This window comes from Kitasatospora sp. CB02891 (assembly GCF_002803145.1).
GTDB lineage: Bacteria > Actinomycetota > Actinomycetes > Streptomycetales > Streptomycetaceae > Kitasatospora > Kitasatospora griseola.
Genome location: NZ_NNBO01000009.1, coordinates 136,910 through 160,612 on the forward strand (window position 1 = coordinate 136,910; position 23,703 = coordinate 160,612).

General features: G+C 73.4%; 23 protein-coding genes. 11 read left to right on the top strand and 12 right to left on the bottom strand.

Annotated features, from left to right (window positions below; translation table 11 throughout):
* Positions 1-61: 61 nt before the first annotated feature.
* Entirely contained in the window at positions 62-2,065 is a 2,004-nt protein-coding gene (locus CG736_RS20945) for an FAD-dependent oxidoreductase (protein ID WP_100587731.1), read from the top strand.
* A 277-nt stretch (positions 2,066-2,342) separates the two neighbouring features.
* Here the strand turns inward: CG736_RS20945 and CG736_RS20950 are convergent, their stop codons facing one another.
* From CG736_RS20950 to CG736_RS20965, 4 genes are all read right to left on the bottom strand, one after another.
* Positions 2,343-2,912, bottom strand: a complete 570-nt coding sequence (locus CG736_RS20950) for a hypothetical protein (RefSeq protein WP_100587732.1) — start codon at positions 2,910-2,912, stop codon at positions 2,343-2,345.
* A 90-nt stretch (positions 2,913-3,002) separates the two neighbouring features.
* Entirely contained in the window at positions 3,003-3,518 is a 516-nt protein-coding gene (locus CG736_RS20955; RefSeq protein ID WP_100587733.1) for a tetratricopeptide repeat protein, read from the bottom strand.
* 83 nt (positions 3,519-3,601) lie between these two features.
* The gene (locus CG736_RS20960) at positions 3,602-4,660 is read right to left on the bottom strand and encodes a sodium:calcium antiporter (RefSeq protein ID WP_100587734.1); all 1,059 of its coding nucleotides are present in this window, start codon (positions 4,658-4,660) and stop codon (positions 3,602-3,604) included.
* A 307-nt stretch (positions 4,661-4,967) separates the two neighbouring features.
* Complete coding sequence (locus CG736_RS20965; protein WP_369880231.1) at positions 4,968-5,846, bottom strand: S1 family peptidase; 879 nt, start codon at positions 5,844-5,846, stop codon at positions 4,968-4,970.
* Positions 5,847-6,147: 301 nt separating this feature from the next.
* Between CG736_RS20965 and CG736_RS20970 the strand changes: the two genes are divergently transcribed.
* A complete protein-coding gene (locus CG736_RS20970; protein WP_100587736.1) occupies positions 6,148-6,669 on the top strand; it encodes a PadR family transcriptional regulator in 522 nt (173 codons plus the stop codon).
* Between the two features lie 7 nt (positions 6,670-6,676).
* Here the strand turns inward: CG736_RS20970 and CG736_RS20975 are convergent, their stop codons facing one another.
* Entirely contained in the window at positions 6,677-7,330 is a 654-nt protein-coding gene (locus CG736_RS20975; RefSeq protein WP_198520567.1) for a TNT domain-containing protein, read from the bottom strand.
* A gap of 245 nt (positions 7,331-7,575) precedes the next feature.
* On the opposite strand from CG736_RS20975, the gene CG736_RS20980 reads away from it, so the two are divergent.
* From CG736_RS20980 to CG736_RS20995, 4 genes are all read left to right on the top strand, one after another.
* Positions 7,576-8,670, top strand: coding sequence for an LLM class flavin-dependent oxidoreductase (locus tag CG736_RS20980; RefSeq protein WP_100587737.1), 1,095 nt, complete (start codon positions 7,576-7,578; stop codon positions 8,668-8,670).
* Positions 8,667-9,284: an FMN reductase gene (locus CG736_RS20985; RefSeq protein WP_198520568.1), complete on the top strand. Its 618-nt coding sequence runs from the start codon at positions 8,667-8,669 to the stop codon at positions 9,282-9,284. The genes CG736_RS20980 and CG736_RS20985 overlap by 4 nt, the downstream gene beginning before the upstream one ends.
* A 59-nt stretch (positions 9,285-9,343) precedes the next feature.
* A complete protein-coding gene (locus CG736_RS20990; protein WP_043910909.1) occupies positions 9,344-9,652 on the top strand; it encodes a GNAT family N-acetyltransferase in 309 nt (102 codons plus the stop codon).
* 129 nt (positions 9,653-9,781) lie between these two features.
* Positions 9,782-10,588: a DUF1028 domain-containing protein gene (locus CG736_RS20995; protein ID WP_100587738.1), complete on the top strand. Its 807-nt coding sequence runs from the start codon at positions 9,782-9,784 to the stop codon at positions 10,586-10,588.
* Between the two features lie 24 nt (positions 10,589-10,612).
* On the opposite strand, the gene CG736_RS21000 is transcribed toward CG736_RS20995, so the two are convergent.
* Positions 10,613-11,947 (bottom strand): erythromycin esterase family protein, encoded by a 1,335-nt coding sequence (locus tag CG736_RS21000; RefSeq protein WP_100587739.1) that lies wholly within the window; start codon positions 11,945-11,947, stop codon positions 10,613-10,615.
* A gap of 141 nt (positions 11,948-12,088) precedes the next feature.
* The gene (locus tag CG736_RS21005) at positions 12,089-13,240 is read right to left on the bottom strand and encodes a PLP-dependent aspartate aminotransferase family protein (RefSeq protein WP_100587740.1); all 1,152 of its coding nucleotides are present in this window, start codon (positions 13,238-13,240) and stop codon (positions 12,089-12,091) included.
* A 111-nt stretch (positions 13,241-13,351) separates the two neighbouring features.
* On the opposite strand from CG736_RS21005, the gene CG736_RS21010 reads away from it, so the two are divergent.
* Positions 13,352-13,831, top strand: a complete 480-nt coding sequence (locus tag CG736_RS21010) for an Lrp/AsnC family transcriptional regulator (protein ID WP_232734094.1) — start codon at positions 13,352-13,354, stop codon at positions 13,829-13,831.
* Between the two features lie 236 nt (positions 13,832-14,067).
* Positions 14,068-14,502: an ATP-binding protein gene (locus CG736_RS21015; protein WP_100587741.1), complete on the top strand. Its 435-nt coding sequence runs from the start codon at positions 14,068-14,070 to the stop codon at positions 14,500-14,502.
* A 168-nt stretch (positions 14,503-14,670) separates the two neighbouring features.
* Here CG736_RS21015 and CG736_RS21020 read toward each other — a convergent pair whose 3' ends face one another.
* Together CG736_RS21020 and CG736_RS21025 are read right to left on the bottom strand one after the other, a co-directional pair.
* Positions 14,671-15,834 carry an alpha-hydroxy-acid oxidizing protein gene (locus CG736_RS21020; RefSeq protein ID WP_043910921.1) on the bottom strand — a complete coding sequence of 388 codons (1,164 nt, stop codon included), beginning with the start codon at positions 15,832-15,834 and terminating at the stop codon, positions 14,671-14,673.
* Positions 15,835-15,907: 73 nt separating this feature from the next.
* A complete protein-coding gene (locus tag CG736_RS21025; protein ID WP_100587742.1) occupies positions 15,908-16,906 on the bottom strand; it encodes a LacI family DNA-binding transcriptional regulator in 999 nt (332 codons plus the stop codon).
* A 94-nt stretch (positions 16,907-17,000) separates the two neighbouring features.
* Between CG736_RS21025 and CG736_RS21030 the strand changes: the two genes are divergently transcribed.
* A complete protein-coding gene (locus CG736_RS21030) occupies positions 17,001-17,912 on the top strand; it encodes an AraC family transcriptional regulator (protein WP_100587898.1) in 912 nt (303 codons plus the stop codon).
* 213 nt (positions 17,913-18,125) lie between these two features.
* Here CG736_RS21030 and CG736_RS21035 read toward each other — a convergent pair whose 3' ends face one another.
* The 3 genes from CG736_RS21035 to CG736_RS21045 form a co-directional block, all read right to left on the bottom strand.
* Positions 18,126-18,533: an HIT family protein gene (locus CG736_RS21035; RefSeq protein ID WP_100587743.1), complete on the bottom strand. Its 408-nt coding sequence runs from the start codon at positions 18,531-18,533 to the stop codon at positions 18,126-18,128.
* Between the two features lie 64 nt (positions 18,534-18,597).
* Positions 18,598-19,794: a hypothetical protein gene (locus CG736_RS38660; protein ID WP_100587744.1), complete on the bottom strand. Its 1,197-nt coding sequence runs from the start codon at positions 19,792-19,794 to the stop codon at positions 18,598-18,600.
* A gap of 37 nt (positions 19,795-19,831) precedes the next feature.
* Positions 19,832-20,359, bottom strand: coding sequence for a SigE family RNA polymerase sigma factor (locus CG736_RS21045; RefSeq protein ID WP_100587745.1), 528 nt, complete (start codon positions 20,357-20,359; stop codon positions 19,832-19,834).
* A gap of 123 nt (positions 20,360-20,482) precedes the next feature.
* Between CG736_RS21045 and CG736_RS21050 the strand changes: the two genes are divergently transcribed.
* Together CG736_RS21050 and CG736_RS21055 are read left to right on the top strand one after the other, a co-directional pair.
* Entirely contained in the window at positions 20,483-22,546 is a 2,064-nt protein-coding gene (locus tag CG736_RS21050; RefSeq protein ID WP_100587746.1) for an MDR family MFS transporter, read from the top strand.
* Between the two features lie 105 nt (positions 22,547-22,651).
* Positions 22,652-23,644, top strand: a complete 993-nt coding sequence (locus CG736_RS21055) for a YdcF family protein (RefSeq protein ID WP_100587747.1) — start codon at positions 22,652-22,654, stop codon at positions 23,642-23,644.
* Positions 23,645-23,703 lie beyond the last annotated feature (59 nt).

The following is a 23,703-nucleotide window of genomic DNA, read 5'->3' on the forward strand; positions in this document are numbered from 1 at the left end:
AGTTGCAGAGTCGGCCGGACGGCCCCTACCGTTGGGTAACAAATCCTGACCGGAGGCGTCGATGACTGCTGCGTACCCCCACCTGCTGGCCCCGCTCGACCTGGGCTTCACCACCCTGCCGAACCGGGTGGTGATGGGTTCCATGCACGTCGGCCTGGAGGAGGCCGAGGGCGGCTTCGAGCGGATGGCCGCGTTCTACGCCGAGCGCGCCCGCGGCGGCGTCGGCCTGATCGTCACCGGCGGCATCGCCCCGAACGAGGCCGGACGGCCGTGGTCGGGCGGCGCCAAGCTCACCACCGAGCAGGAGGCCGCCGAGCACCGGGTGATCACCGACGCCGTGCACGCCGAGGGCGGCCGGATCGCGCTGCAGATCCTGCACTTCGGCCGCTACGCGTACCACCAGGACCTGGTCGCCCCGTCCGCGCTGCAGGCCCCGATCAGCCCGTTCGTCCCGCACGAGCTGACCGAGGAGCAGATCGAGCAGACCATCGAGGACTTCGCGCGCTGCGCCGAACTCGCCCGCTCCGCCGGGTACGACGGCGTGGAGATCATGGGCTCCGAGGGCTACCTGATCAACGAGTTCATCGCCCGGCAGACGAACCACCGCACCGACGGCTGGGGCGGCTCGTACGAGAACCGGATGCGCTTCCCGATCGAGATCGTGCGCCGGGTGCGCGAGCGGGTCGGCGCGGACTTCATCGTCGTCTACCGGCTGTCCATGCTCGACCTGGTGCCCGGCGGCTCCACCTTCGAGGAGGTGGTGCGGCTCGCCGGCGAGATCGAGGCGGCCGGCGCCACCATCATCAACACCGGCATCGGCTGGCACGAGGCCCGCATCCCCACCATCGCCACCTCGGTGCCGCGCGGCGCGTTCGCCTGGGTCACCAAGAAGCTGATGGGCAAGGTCGGCATCCCGCTGGTCACCACCAACCGCATCAACACCCCGGAACTCGCCGAGGACCTGCTCGCCACCGGCCACGCCGACCTGGTCTCGCTGGCCCGCCCGATGCTCGCCGACGCCGCCTTCGTCAACAAGGCCGCCGCCGGCACCCCCGAGGCGATCAACACCTGCATCGGCTGCAACCAGGCCTGCCTGGACCACACCTTCAGCGCGAAGATCACCTCCTGCCTGGTCAACCCGCGCGCCTGCCACGAGACCGAACTCGTCCTCGCCCCCACCCGGCTGCGCAAGCGGATCGCCGTGGTCGGCGCCGGCCCGGCCGGCCTCGCGTTCGCCGTCTCCGCCGCCGACCGGGGCCACCAGGTCATCCTGTTCGACGCCGCGAGCGAGATCGGCGGCCAGCTGAACGTCGCCCGCCGGGTCCCCGGCAAGCAGGAGTTCGACGAGACGCTGCGCTACTACCGGTACGAACTCGCCCGCACCGGCGTCGAGTTGCGCCTGAACACGCTCGCCGACGCGGACGCCCTGACCGGCTGGGACGAGGTCGTGCTCGCCACCGGCGTCACCCCGCGCGTCCCCGAGATCGAGGGCATCGACCACCCGAGCGTGCTCGGCTACCTGGACGTGCTCCGCGACGGCGCGAAGGTCGGCGACCGGGTGGCCGTGATCGGTGCGGGCGGCATCGGCTTCGACGTCGCCGAGTACCTCACCGACCCGGGCGCCGACTCCGACTTCCTCGCCAAGTGGGGCGTCGACGCCGAACACACCACCCCCGGCGGCCTCGCCACCCCCGAGCGCCCGGCCGTCCCGCGCACCGTCCACCTGCTCCAGCGCAAGACCGGCAAGGTCGGCGCCGGCCTCGGCAAGACCACCGGCTGGATCCACCGCACCGAACTGCGCCACCGCGGCGTGGTGATGGTCCCGGGCGTCGAGTACCGCCGCATCGACGACGCCGGCCTGCACGTCGTCGTGGACGGCGACGAGCAGACCCTCCCCGTCGACACCGTCGTCCTGTGCGCCGGCCAGGAACCCCGTCGCGAGCTCGTCGACGCCCTCCGCGCCCGCGGCGTCGAGCCCCACCTGATCGGCGGCGCCGACCTGGCCGCCGAACTCGACGCCAAGCGCGCCATCGACCAGGGCACCCGCCTGGCGGCGGCGCTCTGAGCAGACGTCAGCAGTAGGGAGACGAGTGGGCCGGGACGCGACCGCGTTCCGGCCCACCGGGCGTTCCGGGGCGGGCGGCTCGGCGCGCAGGGTCGGTGTCCGGCGCGCAGGGGCGGTCAGCGGGCCGGGTCGTCGGTCGGGCGTTCCAGGATCAGGCGGCCGGCCCGGTCAGGCGTTCCAGGGCGCGTTCGCCGCCCGTGGCCCACGAGTGCGCCGAGGCGGTCGTGTTCGACGAGTGCGAGCTCAAGCCCCGCCAGGTCCACACCCTGCTGTCGCGTCAGCAGTAGGTGAGCGGGCGGCCCTGTCGCAGGCAGTACTGGGCCGCCCGCAGGTACATCGCGGCGTAGAAGGCGGCGGGCAGATCCCGCGTCCAGCGCCCCGTCCGACCGGCGAGCGCGTCCGGTTCCCCCGCGATGTCCAGGAACCAACTGGACACTTCCATGGTCCGGAAGCCGCTGCCGCGAAGGTCCTTGGGCAGTTCCAGGACCGCCGCCAGCCGCTCCGCGAGCGGCAGCAGCCGGTGGGCCGAGAAGACCACCGCCCGGTCGCCGTACGTCGACGGGACCGGAAGCTCGATGACACCGTCGAACGGCACCGGCACCAGCTCGGTCCAGTCGAGCAGCCCCGCTGCCTCCTCGGGCGTGAGCACCTCGCGGCACAGTGCGCCGAAGGTGTCCATCGGCGGCAGCACCTTCTCCTCGAACGACGCGAACGACGCGAACGACGCGACCGAAGCAGCTGGCGGCAGCTGCGGCAGGCCCCGCCGCGCCAACTCCTCGTCGAGGGCGGCCGCGACCGCCCCGCCGAACCACTCCTCGACGTCCGCGCTCACCAGGTGGATCCCCATGCCGCGCACGCCGGCGGGCTCCGCCGACAGGGCCGGTCCGTCGCGGATCCGGGTGGACCGGCTCGGGCGAGCCGGCTCGGGCGGGCGGCTCTACTCCCCTTGCTGCTGAACACCGTCCAGGTCGTCGGCGTAGTGCTCGATCGCCCGCCGGTAGTCCTGTACGCGCCGGTCGCCGCTGGTGGCGGCGAGTGTCTTCAGGAGCAGGCGAACGGCCTCGCGGCCCTCGCCGCGGTTGTACAGCGCCATGGCCAGGAAGGCCTGGAGGGCGGGATCGTCCGGGAACTCCTCCAGTGCGCGGCCCAGGGTTCGTACGGCCTGCTCGTACCGGCCCAGTACCCGGTAGGTGCTTCCCAGGCCGAGGAACGCGCCGTGGCGGTCCTCGTCGGTCAGGCCCGCAGTACTCAGGGCGCGTTCGTAGAAGGGGACGGCCTCGGCCTCCAGTTCGAGCACGTCGTGTGCCCAGGCGGTCTGGTAGGCGATCTCGGCATCGTCCGGGTAGCGCTCGGTCAGGAGCAGCAACCGGGTCCGGGCCTGCTCGGCGCGACCCTGCTCGCGCAGCTGCACCGCCTGAGCCAGCGCCGCGTCGCGTGGGTGATCACTGTTCATGCCGCACACGCTGACACAGCGCACTCGGTCAGGAGAAGCCCGGGCCGGTCCGCCGTGGATCGGGGGCGGACCGGCCGGGCGGGTCAGGCGAGCAGGGGGACCAGGCCGACGGCGAAGACCGCGTAGAAGCCGGCGGCGACGGCGAGTCGGGCGGGGGTGAGGCGGTGGGCGCGCATGGTGAGCAGCAGGTAGACGATCGCGGCCATGGTCACGAGGCCGGACCACAGCAGGGGGCCGTCGAAGTGCCACTTGGTGAACAGCAGGCCGATGCCGCTGGGGACGGTGGCCTGGATCATCATCGAGCCGGAGACGTTGGCGAGCGCCAGCTTCACCTTGCCCTGGCGGACCCAGATGATCGCGTTCATGATCTCGGGCAGCTCGGTCGCTATCGGGGACAGCAGCAGCGCGGTCACGGTCGCGGACAGGCCGAGCATCGGGCCGATGACGTCGAGCTGGGCGACGAAATAGTGTGCGGCGAAGAAGATCACCACGAGGGTGGCCAGGGTCTGGGCGACGACCGCCCAGGTGTCGGGCGAGGCCTTCTTCGGCTGGATCTTCAGCGCCTCCAGCTCCTCCTCCTCGTCGTCCTCGTCGCCGGCCGCCTCGTCGGCGCGGCTCGCCCGGATCTCGCGCCAGAAGTAGGCGGCGTACGCGGCGAAGAACAGGACGCCGAGGGTCGGCTTGAAGGCGAAGGCGACCAGGCCGAGCGAGACCTTCACGAAGAAGATCGGCAGGAACCACTTCTGGTCCTTGGCCAGGCGCCGCATGTCCTTCTCGGTGCCGAGCGCCACCGAGGCCGGCACGAGCGCGGCGCCGGTGGCCAGGGCGGCGGCGCGGTCGCGACGACGCTTGACGAGCAGCGCCACGCCGGTGATGCCGTAGGCGACGGTGGCCAGCGCGAGGGGGCCGCCCATGGCGGCGCCGACGCCGATGTTCTTCGCCTCTTCGGTGCCGCCGGTGGTCACGGCGACCAGGGTGACCACCGATTCGGGCAGCGCGGTGCCGAACGCGGCCAGGATCGTGCCGACCGCCATCTTTCCGACGTTGAGGCGCTCGCCCAACCACTCCACCGCGTTGACGAACCACTCGCAGGAGAGGTAGATCGCCACCGCGCACACGATGAGCAGAACGAAATGGATCACGGAACTCGTCAGGCCTTCCTGCGCCGACGGGCGTCCGAAAGGCGAGCGACACGGGGGCAGCACGACTTCGGCCCCGCCGACGCGCACAGTCGTCGACACATGGGCCGAAGGTCTCGCCCACCCGCCACCGTCGCCGACGGCGGGCCCGGCCACCGGGAACCCGGCAACGGGCTCCAGCATGTCGACGACCGGTTTGCGGGGCTACTCCCCTTCGCAGCGGCCGAGTCTACCGTTCTCCGCCGCGAAGGGAAGCCGTGCCCGTGGCCCCCTCGGACCGGCCCGGTCCGAGGGGGCCACGGGCGTGCGATCAGTAGAGCGAGACGCCGTACGCGGCGGCGGCCGCGGTGACCGGCTGGAAGAAGGTGGTGCCGCCGCTGGTGCAGTCGCCGCTGCCGCCGGAGGTCAGGCCGATGGCCTTGCTGCCGTCGTACAGCGGGCCGCCGGAGTCGCCGCCCTCCGCGCAGACGTTGGTCTGGATCAGGCCGCGCACCGTGCTGCCGTCGGAGTAGCGGACGGTGGAGTTCAGCGCGGTGACGGTGCCGCCGTGGGTGCCGGTGGTGGAGCCGGTGCGCTTGACGGACTCGCCGACGTACGCGCTGGCCGCCGTGTAGCCGCCCGGGTGGCTGGCCGAGGTGCTGCTGTACTTCACCAGCGCGTAGTCGGTGCCCGGGAAGCTGGAGCTGACGGTGGTGCCGACCGTGGAGGTCTGGCCGGAGTTGCTGTACCAGGTGCTCGCGATGTTGCCGCAGTGCCCGGCGGTCAGGAAGTAGTAGACGCCGCCCTTGACCACGTTGAAGCCCAGCGAGCACCGGTAGCCGCCGCCGTAGATGGCCGCGCCCGCGGACAGCAGCGGGTTGAAGGTGCCGGCGGTGCGCTCGATCCTCAGGTGGGCGGCCTTCGACCCGGCGGCCTTGGTGAGCTCGGCGAGCGCAGCCGGGGTGACGCTGCTGTCCGCCGTCACGACGACCTGGCCGGTGGCCGGGTCGGTGTGCCAGGCGATGCCGTTGACGCCGGTCTGCTCGACCGAGGCGCTGACCTGGGCGAGCGCGGTGGCGTCGGCCACCGGTGCGGCCGCTCCGGCGCTCGGCGCCGCGAGGGCGGTCGCCGCGGCGAGCGCGGCGGCGACCGCCAGCACCCGGCCGCGGGCGCGGGACGGCGACGTGGGGGTGGTGCGCATGGTCCTCACAGTTCTCCTCCTGGGGTGTGGGGGAGGCCCGGTCAACCGACGGGCCGTGAGGCGCGGGCAGGCGCGATCGCGGGCCGGTCGACTCCCGGCCCTGTTTCTGATCTGCCCCTGACAAGCGCTACCCGGGAGTATTCGCCACCCGGCGGGGCGGCACAAGACCCCGGACCGCACCGGCGCACCGTCAACTCCCGTACGGAAAGGGCGAGTCGGAGGCTTCCATCGGGCGGGCCGCCTCGGTGCGGCGGCCCGCGTTCCGCGGTCGGCGGGCCGCCGTCCGGGCCACGGCCCGTACGATCGCCGCATGTCACTGCCGCACGCGATCCTCACCGCCCTGCTGGAGAAGCCGTCCTCGGGGCTGGAGTTGACCCGGCGGTTCGACCGGTCGATCGGGTTCTTCTGGTCGGCGACGCACCAGCAGATCTACCGGGAGCTGGGGCGGCTGGAGCGCGAGGGGCTGGTGCGGGCCTCGGGGCCGGGGGCCGGGCGCGGGCAGCGCAAGGAGTACGAGGTGCTGCCGGCCGGGCGGGCGCAGCTGCGCGAGTGGGTCGGGCGGGCGCAGGACCCGAAGCCGATCCGGGACCCGCTGCTGCTGCGGCTGCGCGCCGCGGCGGTGCTCGGCGTGGACGGCCTGGAGGAGGAGCTGGCGCGCCACCGGGAGCTGCACCGGGCGCAGTTGGCCGAGTACCTGGAGATCGAGGCGCGGGACTTCCCGCCGGAGCGGGCGGAGACGGAGAACCGCCTGCAGCACGTGGTGCTGCAGGCGGGAATCCAGCTGGAGTCGTTCTGGCTGGCCTGGCTGGACCAGGCGCTGGAAGGAAAGTGACGGGGCGTCAGACCAGCCGGGCCAGGTAGCCGTTGTCGACCAGCCAGCCGACGTTGATCCGGCTCGGCGCGCCCGGCACCAGCGCGGCGTCCAGCTGGTACTGGAGTCCGAGGCCGGGCTGCCCGAACCACGGGGCGATCGGCCCGGAGTGCACGGTGAACGCCTTGAGCACCCGGTAGTCGTGGTAGTTGCAGCCCGCCGCCGGGTTGCCGTCCAGGCTGGACGGGGGGATCGAGCGGGTGGCGTACGGCAGGCCCTCGGGAGCGAGGAAGGAGCCGTACTCGCTGCCGTAGCGGTCGATGGCCTGGCCGGGCTGGAGGGTGGTGTCGCTCTCGATCGGGGTGCCGTCGGGCAGCAGCAGGTAGCCGTTGGACGGCGGGTACTTCCAGCTGCCGGCCGCGCTGTCGTAGTAGGTGGCCAGGAACTGCTGCTCGCCGAGCAGGCCGGTGCGGAAGTAGCCGATCAGTTGGCGGCCGACCGGGCCGGCGTTGGGCAACTGGTCGGGGCCGAGCCGGGAGTCGCCGTGCCGGAAGTCGACGGAGCACTCGGTGGTGAGGCCGATCCGCAGCTCGGTCGGGGTCGCGGCGGCCGCGGTGGGCGCGGCGGTGGCGAACAGGGCGACGGCGGCGACGAGCGGGGCGAGGAACTGGCGCAGGCGCACGGACACTCCGGTGGAGGAGGCGGGCAGGGAGGAGGCCGGGGCGCGGAGGTGACGGTCCGCACCCGAAGGCGTGCATCAGGTAAGCGGAATGTCTGACCATCAGTCAACTCTGCGTGCCCGATCGACTGCCGAGAGTGTCGGCGTTTCGGTCAGTCCGGGCGGAAGGCTGGCGGGAATAGGTCGGAGTGGCGTCCGGTTGCACCGAGTGGTTGAATGTTGAATCAACCGAGAAGGAGTTGAGCGCGGTGCAGTTCGGCATTTTCAGCGTCGGCGACGTGACCACCGACCCCACCACCGGTCGGACCCCCAGCGAGCACGAGCGGATCAAGGCGATGGTCGCCATCGCGCTCAAGGCCGAGGAGGTCGGCCTCGACGTGTTCGCCACCGGCGAGCACCACAACCCGCCGTTCGTGCCGTCCTCGCCGACCACCATGCTCGGCTACATCGCGGCCCGCACCGAGAAGTTGATCCTCTCCACCTCCACCACGCTGATCACCACCAACGACCCGGTGAAGATCGCCGAGGACTTCGCGATGCTCCAGCACCTCGCGGGCGGCCGGGTGGACGTGATGATGGGCCGCGGCAACACCGGCCCGGTCTACCCGTGGTTCGGCAAGGACATCCGCCAGGGCATCCCGCTCGCCGTCGAGAACTACGCGCTGCTGCACCAGCTCTGGCGCGAGGAGAACGTCGACTGGCAGGGCCGCTTCCGCACCCCGCTGCAGTCCTTCACCTCCACCCCGCGCCCGCTCGACGACACCCCGCCGTTCGTCTGGCACGGCTCCATCCGCAGCCCCGAGATCGCCGAACAGGCCGCCTACTACGGTGACGGCTTCTTCGCCAACAACATCTTCTGGCCCAAGGAGCACTTCCAGCGCCTGGTCGACCTCTACCGGGAGCGCTACGCCCACTACGGCCACGGCACCCCCGAGCAGGCGATCGTCGGCCTCGGCGGGCAGGTGTTCATGCGCAAGAACTCGCAGGACGCCGTCCGGGAGTTCCGCCCGTACTTCGACAACGCCCCCGTCTACGGGCACGGGCCCTCGCTGGAGGAGTTCACCGAGCAGACCCCGCTGACCGTCGGCAGCCCGCAGGAGGTCGTCGAGAAGACCCTGGCCTTCCGCGAGACCTTCGGCGACTACCAGCGCCAGCTGTTCCTGATGGACCACGCCGGCCTGCCGCTGAAGACCGTCCTGGAGCAGCTCGACCTGCTCGGCGAGGAGGTCGTCCCGGTGCTGCGCAAGGAGTTCGCGAAGAACCGCCCGGTCGAGGTCCCCGACGGGCCCACCCACGCCGCGCTGGTGACGGCGCGCGAGAAGGAGCAGGAGGCCGCCGAGTGAGCGCGCTGAAACTGGTCGTGGTGACGGCCGGTCTGTCCGTCCCGTCCTCCACCCGACTGCTCGCCGACCGCCTGGCCGGCGCCGCCGCCCGCGAACTGGGCGACGCCGGACGGGAGGTGGACCTCCGGGTGGTCGAACTGCGGGAACTCGCCCGGGACATCGCCGACAACCTGGTCACCGGCTTCCCGCCGCCCGCGCTGCGCGACGCCGTCCGGGCGGTCGAGGAGGCGGACGGCCTGATCGCCGTCACGCCGATCTTCTCCGCCTCGTACAGCGGCCTGTTCAAGTCCTTCGTCGACGTCCTCGACAAGGACGCGCTGACCGGCACCCCGGTGCTGATCGCGGCCACCGGCGGCACCGCCCGGCACAGCCTCGCCCTCGAACACGCGATGCGCCCGCTCTTCGCCCACCTGCGGGCGGTGGTCGTCCCCACCGCGGTCTTCGCCGCCTCCGAGGACTGGGGTGCGAACGGCGCCGACGGCTCGCTGGCCGGCCGGATCGACCGCGCCGCCCGCGAACTCGCGGCCCTGCTGGCCGGGCGGCCCGCCGAGAACCGGCAGGTCGAGCAGGTTGTGCCCTTCGAGCAACAACTCGCTGCGCTACGAGCACACTGACGGGCCGCCGAGCCCGTATCTTGCGAACCGACAGCCCCGACAACCAGGAGCAGTGCGCCATGGAACCCCAGGTCACCGACAACACCGAGCAGTCCCGCTTCGAGATCACCACGGACGCCGGGTTGGCCGGATTCGCCGAGTACCAGCTCCGCGACGGCGGGCGGATCGCCTTCGTCCACACCGTCATCGACCCGGCCTTCGAGGGCCAGGGCCTGGGCGGCAAGCTGGCCCGCAGCGTCCTCGACACGGCGCGCGAGCGCGGCCTGGCCGTCCTGCCGTACTGCCCGTTCATCCGGGGCTGGATCGCCAAGCACCCCGAGTACGTCGACCTGGTGCCGGCCGACAAGCGCGCCAAGTTCGACCTCTGACCCGTCGCCGCGGCCGACGGACGGCGGGTGCCGGGGACGAGACCGGCACCCGCCACCGAACTTGACGGAGTGTGCCGAACTCGGACCCACCGTGGACGAAACGTTCCTGCGCAGCTATCGTCGCCCGTCGTGACCTTCTCCATCGTCGCTCGGCACGGCAACGCCTATGGCGTGGCCGTGGCCAGCAAGTTCCTCGCCGTCGGCGCCCTGGTTCCGGCCGCCGAGACCGGCATCGGCGCCCTCGCCACCCAGGCCTGGGCCAACCTCGCCTACCGCCCGCAGGGCCTGGCCATGCTCCGCAGCGGCGCCTCGCCCGCGGACACCGTCGCCGCGCTGCTCGCCGCCGACGACGGGCGGGTGCACCGCCAGCTCGGCGTGGTCGGCCCCGAGAGCGCCGTCAGCTGGACCGGCGAGGAGTGCCTGCCCTGGGCGGGCGGCGTGGCCGGCCCGGACTACGCGATCCAGGGCAACATCCTCACCGGCCCCGAGGTGGTCGCCGACATCGAGGCCGCCTGGCTGGCCTCCGCCGAACTCCCCTTCGCCGAACGGCTGCTGACCGCCCTCGCGGCGGGCGACGCGGCCGGCGGCGACTCCCGGGGCCGCCAGAGCGCCGCCCTGTACGTGGTCGAGCCCGGCAAGGGCGTCGGCGGCTGGGGCGACACCTCGCACGACCTGCGCGTCGAGGACCACGCCGACCCGGTCGGCGAACTGCGCCGCCTGCTCGCCCTGCACGAGGTCCTGCACGGCACCCCCGACCCGGCCACGCTGCTCCCGCTGGACGGCGAACTCGCCGACGAGGTCGGCGCCCTGCTCGCCGCGCTCGGCTACGACGACCTGGACCGCTGGGCCGGCGTGGAGAACCTCGAAGGCCGCCTGGTCGAGGGCCGCATCGACCCGCTGGTCCTCGACCACCTGCGCACCGCCGCCGCCGGCTGACCCGGCCGCCACCGCGTCAGAGCGTCAGAGCGTCAACTCCCGTGCGGCCGTCACCTCGTGCAGGTGGACCAGGACGTCGTAGGCCGCGCCGACGGCGAGTTCCGGCAGCGGTGTCGTGAACGTGGTCCCGGCGTCGTATGTGGGGCGCGGGGTCGCCAGCCAGCCGCGTGCGGCGCCGGGCAGCCCGTGCAGCGGGACGTAGTAGTCGCGGTGGCGGACCTGGTCGAGGGTGTGCTCGACGCTGCCCGGCGCGGCGGCCGGAACGCCGACGGGACGCCACGCGCCGCCCGCGCCGTCCGCGGTGGTGAGGAACGCGCCCCGGTCGAAGGTGGTGCCGATCGCGGTGTAGCGCGAGCCGAGCGCCTGGCGCAGCTGGGCGCCCTGCGGGAACGGATAGAGCTCCGGCATGGTGGAGGCGTAGCCGGCATGGCCGTTGTGCGCGGAGAGCAGGATGCGGTGGCCGGTCCGCCGCTGCCACCACAGGACGTTGTGCGCCATGGCGCGGTCGCGGAGCTGCTCGGCGGCGGCGACCGTCGTAGGGTCGCCGGAGTCCATGGTGAGGAAGGCGAAGGTGTCGGCGATGACGCGGGCGTGCTGCTCGGCCCACGGCTCGCCCGTCGAGGAGGCCGACTCGAAGGCCCTTCGGGCGAGTTCCGCGTTCGCGAGGCGTTCGGCGAGCGGCCGTCCGAGGTAGCCGAGGGCGTCGTCCAGCGGACGCAGCGGCGCGTACAGGTCGGTCAGCCGGGCCGCCTCCTCGGGGTGGCCGGGGCGGACCAGGTCGAGGACGCGCCGGAAGACGCGGTCGCCGAGGCCGGGCAGGCCGAGGTCGTCGCCGAGGAAGTGGACGGGGCGGCCGGGGTGGCGGCGGTTGTGGTCGCGCATCCAGGCGATCAGGTCGGCGAACTCCTCGCGGTGCCACGGCGATCCGGCGAGGGTGCGGTCGGCGACCCGGCGGGCGTCGCCCCCGCCGCCCTGGAGGAACTCGTCGATCTCCAGGCCGGCGGTCCAACTCGCCTCCAGGGCGAAGGTGGTGAAGCCGCGCTCCTCGACCAGGTACCGGAAGACCCGGTGCTTGAGGGCGAAGAACTCGTGGGAGCCGTGGGTGGCTTCGCCGAGGCCCACCACCAGCGAGTCGCCGATCAGGTCGCCGAGCGCCGCCAGGTCGGTGCTGCGACCGCCCGGAGCGGTGGAGCGCAGCGGGTGCGCGACGGACTCCAACTGCTCCACCACGAGCATCTCGTGGCGGTCCGTCCGGTCGGCCGCCGAGGCGGCGGGGAGGCGCAGCGCGGGGACGGCGAGGGCCGCGGTGGCGGCGGCGAGCACGCCGCGCCTGCTGATGCGTCGGTCGGATGCCGTCATGGTCGTGTCTCCCTGTCCGGGCCGCCGGGCGCGACCCCCGTGACGATCATGGTTCGGCGGGACGGCGCGACGCGCTGGGGCGGGCCACCGAACGGGTGCGGGGGAAAGCCCCCGCACTCGACGTACGGCAGGCCTCAGCACCTACCGGAGCAGCGCCTTGGCGAGGTCCGCCTCCAGGTCGGCCGGGTCCTCCAGGCCGACGGACAGCCGCAGCAGCGCGGGGACGGGCTTGTGCGCGGCGGCGACCGGGCGGTGGGTGAGCGAGGCCGGATGCTGGATCAGGGTGTCCACGCCGCCCAGCGAGACCGCGTGGGTGATCAGCTCGCAGCGCTCGGCGATCGCCGCGGCGTGCTCGAAGCCGCCCGCCGCCTCGAAGGCCAAGGTGCTGCCGCCGCCGAGCAGTTGACGTCCGAGCAGCGGGGAGCCGGAGCGGCCGGGGTAGTGCACGGCGGAGACCTCGGGCTGCTCGGCCAGCCAGTCGGCGAGCCGGGCGGCGCCCGCCGAGGCGGCGCGGACCCGCAGCGGCAGGGTCTGCAGGCCGCGGTGCAGCAGGTAGCCGGCCAGCGGGTGCAGGATCGCGCCGGTGACGGCGCGCACCCGGCGCAGCCGCTCGGCCCACGCGGCGGTGCAGGCGACCGCGCCGGCCAGCACGTCGCCGTGGCCGCCGATCGACTTGGTCGCGGAGTGCAGCACCAGCGCGGCGCCGAACTCGGCGGGGCGCTGCAACACCGGTGTGGCGAAGGTGTTGTCGACCATCAGCGGCGCGTCGCCGCACTGCCGGGCGATCGCGGCCAGGTCGACCAGATCGAGGGTCGGGTTGCCGGGCGTCTCCACCAGGACCAGCCCGGTGTCCGGCCGGACGGCGTCGCCGACGGTCTCCGGGGTCGCCCAGGTGACCTCGGTGCCGAGCAGCCCGGAGTCCAGCAGGTGGTCCGAGCCGCCGTACAGCGGCCGCACCGCGACCACGTGCCGGCGGCCCTCCGCGGCGGCCGCCAGCAGGCAGGCGGTGAGCGCGGCCATGCCGGAGGAGAAGGCCACCGCCTGGGCGCAGCCCTCCAGTTCGGCCAGCGCCTGCTCGAAGCGGGCCACGGTCGGGTTCCACAGCCGCTGGTAGACCAGCCCGCCCTCGGCGGGCGGACGGCCGCCGGTGGCCAGCGCCTGGTAGGCGTCGCCGCCGGCGGCGAGGTCCGGCACCGGGTACGTGGTGGACAGGTCGAGCGGGGGGACGTGCGTGCCGAGGCCGGCGAGGTCGTCGCGGCCGGCGTGCACGGCTCTGGTGTCGAGTCGGCTCATGGCCGTTGATGGTGAACTTGCCGCCGGTCGAAGGCCATAGCGGCAGTCGATCATTCGGCGCGGGCGGACGCGGTCTTGCGGATCTTCGGTACGGGCCGCCACGCTGGGGGCGTGCCGAACATTCCACGGGCCCGTGCGGCGTTGGACGAGACCGACCGGGCGATCGTCCGGGCGCTGCTGGAGAACGCCAGGATGGCCAACAACGCGCTGGCGGAGCTGGTCGGGATCGCCCCGTCCACCTGCCTGACCCGGGTGCGGGCGCTGCGCGAGCGCGGAGTGATCCGCGGCTACCACGCCGAGGTGGACCTGCCGGCCGTCGGCCTGTCGCTGCAGGCGATGATCTCGGTCCGGCTGCGGGCGCACACCCAGGAGCAGAACGGCAGCTTCCGCGCCGCCGCGCCGGACCTGCCCGGGGTGCTGGCGGTCTTCCACATGGCCGGCAGCGAGGACTACCTGCTGCACGTGGCGGTGGCCGACCCGGAGGCGCTGCGCCGCTTCGTGGTGGAGCACCTGACGACCCATCCGGCGGTGGCGCAGACCCGCACCAACCTGGTCTTCGAACGGATCCCGGGCGCCACGCCGCCGATCTGACGTCGAACAGGGCAGGGCCGCGCGGAGTTCCCGGCGGGGGTGGCGAGTTGTGGCCACTGTCCACCATCCGCCGCCGCAGATGGGCCGGTTCGGCCGTACCGTACTGGTTGTCGGCCATCTGTCCGGTTCGTTCGCCGTCCGGTTCGGACGGGGCAGGGCTGCCGAGCCCCGACGCGGCCGGACGACGGCGCTTCCCGCTCCGCCCCGGTCGCTGCCCCGCTGTGAAGGGACCGACCATGGCTGTCGCGGACCCACCCCAGACCGTGCGGTACCGCCTGACCCTGGCGACCGTGCCCGCGTCCGTGCCCGAGGCGCGCCGCAGCGCCCGCGCCGAACTGGCCGCCCGCGGCCTGGCCGCGGACCATCCGCTGACCGACACCGTGCTGCTGGTGGTCAGCGAACTGGTCACCAACACGGTCCGGCACGCGGCAGTGCGCTCGCCCCGCGCCACCCTCCAACTGGACTTCGAGCCGGACCTGTTGACGATCCGGGTGCACGACCGGCACCCGTACTGTCCGCGCCGCCGGGAGGCGCCGCACCCCGACGGCAGCGGTGGCTGGGGCCTGAACCTGGTGCACGAGATGGCGCTGCTGGCCGGTGGCGGCACCGCGACGCTGGCCGATCCGGACGGCGGTGGCAAGACCATGGTGGTGCGGCTGCCGCTCGGCTGAGGCCGTGGCGACCGTCGCGGGGGAGAGGTTGGCGCGGGGCCGGCGCCGTGTCCCGGCGGGCGCCGGTTGGGAAGACGATCGGAGGACGACCCCGCGGCCCCACTCTGCTGCATGTGCTCTGTTATTGCAAGTAAGTCGCAATAAGGCGGGCGAGCGCCGGTGCCGGGCTCAGCGGCGGCGCAGCGCCCCTGGCGCACGCAGCGACTCCAGCGACGGATAGCCGTCCACCGCCATCAGCAGATCCGCCTCCGCCAGCAGCGACCGCAGCACGTGCACCACCCCCGCCTCGCCGCCCAGCGCCAGCCCGTACACGTACGGACGGCCCACGCCCACCGCCGTCGCGCCCAGCGCCAGGGCCTTCACCGCGTCCGAGCCGCTGCGCACCCCCGAGTCGAACAGCACCGGCAGGCCGTCCGCCGCCGCGACCACCTCGGCCAGCGACTCCAGCGCCGGCAGCCCGCCGTTCGCCTGCCGGCCGCCGTGGTTGGAGCAGTAGACGCCGTCCACGCCGGCGTCCTTCGCCCGCCGGACGTCCTCCGGGTGGCACAGGCCCTTCAGGATCAGCGGCAGGTCGGTCAGTGAACGCAGCCACGGCAGATCGTCCCAGGTCAGCGGGTTGCCGAAGATCTGCACCCAGTCCATCACCGCGCCCCGCGGATCCCCGTCCGGGTCCTTCAGCCCGGCCCGGAACACCGGGTCCGAGGTGTAGTTCGCCAGGCAGTGGCCGCGCAGCTGCGGGAAGCTGCCGCTGCCCAGGTCGCGCGGCCGCCAGCCGGTCACCCAGGTGTCCAGGGTCACCACGATGCCCTTGAAGCCGGCCGCCTCCGCCCGGTGCACCAGCGACTCCGCGAGCGCCCGGTCGGTCGGCGTGTACAGCTGGAAGAACCCCGGCGTGTCGCCCAGCTCCGCCGCCACCTGCTCCATCGGGTCCACCGACAGCGTCGACGCCACCATCGGCACCCCCGTACGGGCCGCGGCCCGGGCCGCCGCCAGATCCCCGTGCCCGTCCGGCGCGCACAGCCCCAGCACCCCGACCGGGGCCAGGAACAGCGGCGACGCCAGCTCCAGACCGAACAGGTCCACCCGCAGGTCCCGCTCCTTCGCGCCGACCAGCATCCGCGGCACCAGCCCCCAGCGCTCGAACGCCGCGACGTTCGCCCGCTGGGTGTGCTCGTCGCCCGCGCCGCCCGCGACGTACGACCACACGTCCGGGGCCAGCGTCCGCTCCGCGCGCTCCGCCAGGCCCGCGAACGTCATCGGGTACTTGGGCGCGACGCCGAACAGCGCCTCGAAGTAGATCTCGTTCTGGTAGTCGCCGAACTGCGGGGCCATCCGCGCTCCTCGGGGGATTCCTGGGGGTGGTGATCGTCGTGGCCGCCACCCTCCATCCGCCACCGGCGGGCGGTCAAGGGTGCGCCGTCACCGGCCTGCCGCGCAGCACCAGGCGGGTCGGGACCGTCTCGGTGCGCGGCGGCGAGTCGTCCCCGTCCAGCCGGGCCAGCGCCAGTCGGAGCGCCGTCGCGCCCAGCTCCGCCGGGGCCTGCGCGACCGCCGACAGCGGCGGATCCAGCACCTCCGCCAGCGGCAGGTCGTCGAACGCCAGCAGCGCCACCTCGCGCCGCCCCGCCCTTCCCAGTGCCAGCACCGCACCCGTCGCCGCGTTCAGGTGGGACGCGAACAGCGCCGTCGGCGGCTCCGGCAGCGCGAGCAGCCGCAGCACCGCGAGTTCGGCGTCCGCCGCCGTCCGGGCCTCCGCGACCAGGGCGTCGGCCGGGGTGACGCCCGCCGCCGCGAACGCGTCCAGGTAGCCCGCCAGGCGCTCCCGGCGGGTGTACAGCTCCGGCGGCAGATCGCCGAGGAACGCCACCCGGCGGTGGCCCAGACCCAGCAGATGGGCCACGCCCTCGCGGGCGCCCGCCCGGTTCGAGGACACCACGCAGTCCGCGTCCGGCCCCGGCCGGTCCACGAACACCAGCGGCACCCCCGCCGCCCGGGCCTGCGCCGACGCCTCCCCGCCCGCCGCCGGAACCACCAGCAGGACGGCCGTCCGACGCGCCAGGAAAGCGCTTACCACCTCCGTCTCGCGCGCCGGATCACCACCGGAGCACCCCAGCAGCACCGTCAACCCACGGGCCCGCGCCGCCTCCTCCACCCCGCCCGCCAACGCCCCGAAGAACGGATTGTCCAGATCCGGCACCACCAGACCCACCGTCGAGTCCGGACCGCCCGTGCGAATGCTGCGCGCCAGCAGGTTCGGCCGGAAGCCCAGCCGCCGCACCACCGCCTGCACCCGCTCCCGGGTCGCGGCCGCCACCGGCCCGTCCCCGTTCAACACCCGCGAGACGGTCTTCGCACTCACCCCCGCCTCCCGCGCCACATCGTGCAACGTCGGACGCCGCTCCATCCCCGCTCCCCTCCCGTCCCACTGCTGCACCGACCGTACCGCCGCCCTCCCGGCGGAAGATCCACCGGAGGTAGCCTGGCTGCGGGTGGTGACCATGCGAGGCAGCGACAGCCCGACGTCCGGGACGGCGATCCCCGAGGTCCCCTTCGCCGCGCCCCCCGGCGGGCCCGTCGGCGTCGAAGTGATGACCCTCGCCGAACTCCGCGCCCGCCGCGCCACCGCGACCGACCGCACCTTCCACCGCCCCCAGCGGCCCGCCTTCCACCACCTCCTCACCCTCGACCGCGGCACCCTCCACCACACCGTCGACTTCACCGAGCACGCCGTCCACCCCGGCAGCTGGCTCTGGGTCCGACCCGGGCAGGTCCAGCAATGGGGCGAGCTCGGCGACGCCGACGGCACCCTCGTCCTCTTCGAACCCGGCTTCCCCGACCCCGCGACGGTCGCCGCCGCCCACCTCGACGACCCCTTCGCCGCCGCCGTCCTGCACACCGCCGGCCCCGCCCGCGAGGCGCTGCGCGCCGCGCTCCACCACCTCCACCACGAGTACGCCTCCGGCGCGGACCTGCCCGCCGACATCCACCACGCCCTCCTCCGCCACCTGCTCGCCGCACTCCTGCTGCGCCTCGCCAACCCCGCGACCCCCTGCGGCACCGGCACCACCGAGCCCGGCGAGACCTACCGCCGCTTCCGCCACGCCGTCGAGCACCACTTCACCCGCACCCGCCGCGTCGAGGACTACGCCAAAGCCCTCGGCTACTCGCCCCGCACCCTCTCCCGCGCGACCCTCGCCGCCGCGGGCATCGGCGCCAAGGAATTCGTCGACCGCCGCGTCGTCCTCGAAGCCAAACGCCTCCTCGCCCACAGCGACACCCCCGCCGCCCGCATAGCCGACCACCTCGGCTTCGCCGACGCCGCCAACTTCGCCAAGTTCTTCCACCAACGCACCGGCACCACCCCCATCGCCTTCCGCACCTCCGTCCGCGGCACCACCGACGACACCTAGACACTGGCACCTGCGGCGGGCCGGGGCCGGGGAGTTGAGTTGGTTGTGGCGCGGTGCGCCTGCGGCGGTGCGGGACCTGGTTCGCGCAGCGCCGGCCTCCGGCCGATCTGCTCGCGCAGCGCCGGCCTCCGGCCGATCTGCTCGCGCAGCGCTGTGCTCTTGTTCCGGACGGCGGTGGGGTGCTCGGGTGGGTGGGCGGGCAAGTGGGTGGGGTCAGAGGGCGGCGCGGATCAGGGCCGCCGTCTCCGTGGCGTGGGCCGCGTCGCGGTAGTGGGTGCGGGGCCAGAAGAAGCCGCGGAGGCCGTCCTTGGGGTTGCGGGGGACGATGTGGGTGTGGAGGTGGGGGACGGACTGGCTGATGCGGTTGTTGGTGGCGACGAAGCTGCCGGCCGCGGCCGTGCCGCGTTCGACGGCGGCGGTCAGCAGGCGGACGCGGGTGAAGTAGGGGCCGGTCTCGGGTTCGGTGAGGTCGGTGAGGGTGGGGACGTGGCGTCGCGGGATCACCAGCAGGTGGCCGGGGAACAGCGGCCGGTGGTCGAGGAAGGCGTGGACGGTGTCGTCGGCGAGGACGGTCTCCACCGGGACCTCGCCGGCGACGACGCGGCAGAACAGGCAGTCCATCGCCCCATCATCGCGGTCGGGGCGCGCCGGACCGCTCCGGCGCGCCCCGTGACGTGACGCCGCGTCAGGCGTGCTGCCAGGCGGGGGAGGTGGCCAGGTCGATCAGCTGCTGCTGGTCGAGCGCGCCCGGCTCGGAGGAGATCCGGTACTCGGGCCCGTACGTCCACAGCTTGACGGTGACCATGGTGCCGTCGGGGAGCAGCGCGTTGGTGATCCACTGGGTGCCGGGGGTGCTCTGCGGGACGTCGGGGTACGGGAACTGGATCTCCTGGAGGAAGTACCGGGTCCCGTCCGGGTTCTGGCGGTAGCTCGACGAGCCGCCCGACTGGTTGCGGAACCGGGTGGCGGGGTCGTCGGGGAAGCCGCGCTGCCAGCCGTGTTCGACGGTGACGGTCAGTTGGCTGGCGCGTCCGGCGAAGGACACCGTTCCGCGGGCCCGCCCGGGGGTGTCCGGCGCCTCGGCGCCGGGGTCGAGCGTGGCGCCGGCGGGCAGCGCGGTGCGCAGGGCGGCGAGGACGGCTGCGGCGTCGACCGGCGGGGCCGGTGGCACGGTGGAGGCGGGCAGGGTGTCGAAGGCGGGCCGCCAGGCGTCGGAGGTGGCGATGGCGACGAGGCGTTCCTGGGTCACCGGCGGCTGTTCGCGGGCGGGCTGCCCGGGGGCGCCGTCGGTGCTCTCGCCGGCGAAGACCATCCGGCCGTCGGGGGCGGCGTACGTCACCGACCAGTAGCGGTCGCCTCCCCAGCGCGGGGTGGTGACGGCGGTGACCAGGCGGGAGCCGTCGGGGCGGGTGGTGGACCGGCAGGTGGTGGTGGGCTGGGCCAGGGTGTCGGGGCACTGGAGGGCGGTGGCGTCGGCGATCGGGGTGGCCAGCCGGTTGAGGGACACCGTCACCCGCCCCGGGCCGTGGCCGTCGTCGTAGTCCAGCAGGGTCATCAGCGTCGGGTCGGCGGGAACGGTGTCCTGGGGCTCGGTGACGGTGCCGTCGGTGGGCAGCAGCGAACGCAGGATGGCGGGCAGGGACGCCCGGCCGAGGGGGGCGGTGCCCGGCGCGGGAGGCGCGGGGGAGCGGTCGGGCAGCAGGGTGAGGGCGCAGCCGGCCGCGGCGACCAGGGCGAGGGTCGAGGCGCCGGCGGTGCGGCGGCGGCGTACCCGGGTGCGGCCGCGGCGTTCGGCGGCGAGGGCGAAGAGCTCGGTGGGCGGTTCGGGGGCGTGGTCGGCGGAGGCCCGCAGGGCGCGGGCGAAGTCCTCTTCGGAAGTCATCGGCAGGCTCCGGAGTGATGGGAATGCTGAGGGGGCGTCAGGGGCGGGCGAGTTCGTCGAACTCGCTGCCGAGGCCGGTGCGCAGGCGGCCGAGGGCGCGGGAGGCGCGGGAGCGGACGGCGCTCGGGGTGAGCCGCAGGACGGAGGCGGTCTCCTCGACGCCGAGGTCCTCCCAGTAGCGCAGGATGAGCACCGCGCGGTCCTGCTGCGGCAGTTCGGCGAGCGCCTGGAGCAGGGTGAGGCGCAGGGCCGGGTCGACGGCGGGCGCGGCGGATTCGGCGAAGGTGTCGGTGACGTGTTCGCGGCTGCTGCGTCGGCGCCGGTGGCTGAGGAAGGTGTTGACCAGGACGGTGCGGGCGTACCCGGCCGGGTTCTCCATTCGGCAGACCCGCCGCCAGCTGCCGTAGAGCTTGCCGAGCGCCTCCTGGGCGAGGTCCTCGGCGAGGTGGGCGTCGCCGCCGGTCAGCAGGTACGCGGTGCGTATCAGGTGGCGGCTGCGGGCGGCCGCGAAGTCCCGGAACTCCAGGGGTCCGCCGCCGGCCCCGCTCGTCGTCGTGCTGTCCATGCCCCTCTAACGCGGTGGGCCGGCGGTCCTGTCGCACCGTTTTGAAGGATCATCAGCTGATCACTCACGGGCTGGACGGGGTGTCGAACCGGACAGTCCGGGACAAAGTGTGACGATACCGTGGTGACCACCACCAGCGAGACCGGCCAGGCGGCCCCGCCCGTCCTCGACCGGCGCCAGCGGAACGTCGTCTTCGGCACCATCGTGCTCGGCATGCTGCTGGCCGCCCTCGACCAGACCATCGTCGGCACCGCGCTGCCCACCATCGTCGCGGACCTCGGCGGCGCCGCGCACATGTCCTGGGTGGTGACGTCCTACCTGCTCGCGGAGACCGTCACCACCGCGCTGGTCGGCAAGTTCGGCGACCTGTTCGGCCGCAAGGTGGTCTTCCAGGTCTCCGCGATCGTCTTCATCACCGGCTCGTTCCTGTGCGGCCTCGCCACCAACATGACGCTGCTGATCGCCTGGCGCGCCGTCCAGGGCATCGGCGCGGGCGGCCTGATGGTCACCTCGATGGCGCTGATCGCCGACGTCATCCCGCTGCGCGAACGCGGCAAGTACCAGGGCGCGATCGGTGCGGTGTTCGGCGTCGCCACGGTGATCGGCCCGCTGCTCGGCGGGCTGTTCACCGACCACCTGTCCTGGCGCTGGGCGTTCTACGTCAACGTGCCGATCGCCGTCCTGGTGGTCATCGCGGCGGCCCGGAACATTCCCGTGGTCCGCTCCGCGGCCCGACCCGTCATCGACTACCTGGGCATCGCCCTGGTCGCGATCGGGGCCAGCGCCCTGATCCTGGCGACCAGTTGGGGCGGCAACGAGTACGCCTGGAGCTCGCCCGTCATCATCGGCCTGTTCGTCGGCGGCGTGGTCGCGCTCGGCCTGTTCTGCTGGGTGGAGACCCGCGCCGCCGAACCGACCCTGCCGATGCGGCTGTTCCGCAACCAGGTGTTCACGGTCTGCTCGGTGCTCAGCTTCATCGTCGGCTTCGCCATGCTCGGCGCGATGACCTTCCTGCCGACCTTCCTGCAGTACGTGGACGGCGACTCGGCGACGGTCTCCGGCGTGCGCACCCTGCCGCTGGTGCTGGGCCTGCTGATCGCCTCCATCTTCAGCGGCAACACGGTGTCCAAGACCGGCCAGTACCGGATCTTCCCGATCGTCGGCTCGCTGGTGATGGCGCTCGGCCTGTACCTGCTCTCGCTGCTGAACCCCGGCACCAGCGCCTGGCTGGCCAGCCTCTACATGTTCGTGCTCGGCACCGGCATCGGCCTGTGCATGCAGGTGCTCACCATCGCCGTGCAGAACACCGTCGACTACGCCGACCTCGGCACCGCCACCTCCGGCGTCACCTTCTTCCGCACCCTCGGCTCCTCGTTCGGCACCGCCGTGTTCGGCACCATCTACACGAACGCGCTGAAGACCAACCTGGCCGACGGCGTCGCCGCGGCCGCCCGGGCCACCGGCAGCAGCCCCGAGCAGATCGCCGGCGCCGCGCAGAGCCCGCACGGCGTACAGGGCCTCCCGCCGGCCGCGGCCGAGCCGGTGATCCAGGCGTACGCCGACTCGCTGCACACCGTGTTCCTGTGGACGGTGCCGGTCGCGCTGCTCGGCTTCGTGGTCGCGCTCTTCCTCAAGCAGGTCCAACTCCGCGACTCCGCCCGGGCCACCTGCACCGACATGGGCGAGGGCTTCGCCCAGCCGTCCTCCGGGGACTCCGCCAAGCTGCTCGAACTGTCCGTCGCCAAACTCCTCGGCGGCGTCGGACTGGACACCGCCCGACAGGTCGTCGCCTCCTCCGGCACCCGGCTCGACACGGCCGGCGCCTGGGCCGTCATGCAGGTCGAGCTGTTCACCCGCAGCGTCGGCCACGCCACCCTCAACCTGATCGCCGCCCGCCGCCGGGTCCCCCCGGAGGTGCTCCAGCCGGTGTTCGACCGGATGGTCGCCGAAGGGTTCCTGGAGGCCCACGGCGGTTTCTACGCGCACACCGAGGCCGGGGAACGGGAGACCGCGGCCATCGGCCGGGCCTGGTCCCAGTGGCTGAACCACCGCCTGGAGCAGGACATCGGCCGCCCCCGCAGCGCCGAACTGCGGGCCGCCGCCGACACCATCGCCAAGCGCATGATCGCCGAGGACCTCGCCGAAGGGCTCCCGCAGGGCGGCGTGCCGGCCCGCTCGTCCTCCTGACCCGCCGTCACGTGACCTCGGCGTTCGTCGGACCGCCGGATCGGCGGCCCCGATCTCACCGGACGTCAGGCCGCCCCGGCCGCGCCTTTCCATAGGCTGGCCCCCATGCTCCTGTATGCCCCCGCGATCTTCTTCCTGCTGCTGGCCGCCGTCGGCGTGCTGCGCGACCGACGCCGCTTCAGCAACGCCCTGTACCTCGGACTCGCCGTCACCTTCCTGGCCTTCGCCCTGCTCGTCACCCTCGGCCAGGTCGACTCCGTGCTCGCCGAGACCGTGCTGATCGCGGTCGTCCTCGCCCCCGCGCTCGCCACCCTGGTGCTCGCCGCCCTGCTGATCGCCAACGGCTTCAAGATGCTCCGCAAGGAGGGCCGCCGGATCGCCAACCTGCTGTCGCTGCTGTGCGGCCTCGGCATCCTGGTGGTCGTCGCCCTGCTGCTCGCCGCCACCCAGGCCGACTCGCCCGTGCTGGTGGTGATCGCCCGCACCGTCTTCCTGCTCTCCTGCTACCTGTCCTTCCTGTTCCTCTGCTTCATCGGCTACGCCTACCTCTACGGCCGGCTGACCCCCCGCCAGGACGTGGACTACGTCGTCGTCCTCGGCTCCGGCCTGCTCGGCGGCACCCGGGTCCCGCCGCTGCTGGCCAGCCGCCTCGACCGCGGCCGCGCGCTGTACGAACGCCAGGCCGCGACCGGCCGCCCGCCGCTGCTGATCGTCTCCGGCGGCCAGGGCCCCGACGAACAGCTCCCCGAGTCCCACGCGATGGCCGCCCACCTGATCGACCGCGGCTTCCCCGGCGAGCGGATCATCCGCGAGGACCGCTCCCGCACCACCGAGGAGAACCTCCGCTTCTCCCGCGACCTGATGACCGCCGCCGACCCCCACTACCGCTGCATCGTCGTCACCAACAACTTCCACGCCTTCCGCACCGCCCTCCTGGCCCGCCAGGAGTCCCTCAACGGCCAGGTCGCCGGTTCCCCCACCGCCGCCTACTTCTGGCCCAGCGCCACCATCCGCGAGTTCGTCGCCGTGCTCGCCGCCCACAAGTGGATCAACCTCACGGTCTGCGGCCTGCTCACACTGGTCTCCGTGACCGCCTAGGGCCGCCGCCAGGGTCGGTTCGGGCGCAAAGTTGTGCTGGTCGCCGTCACCGTGCAGCG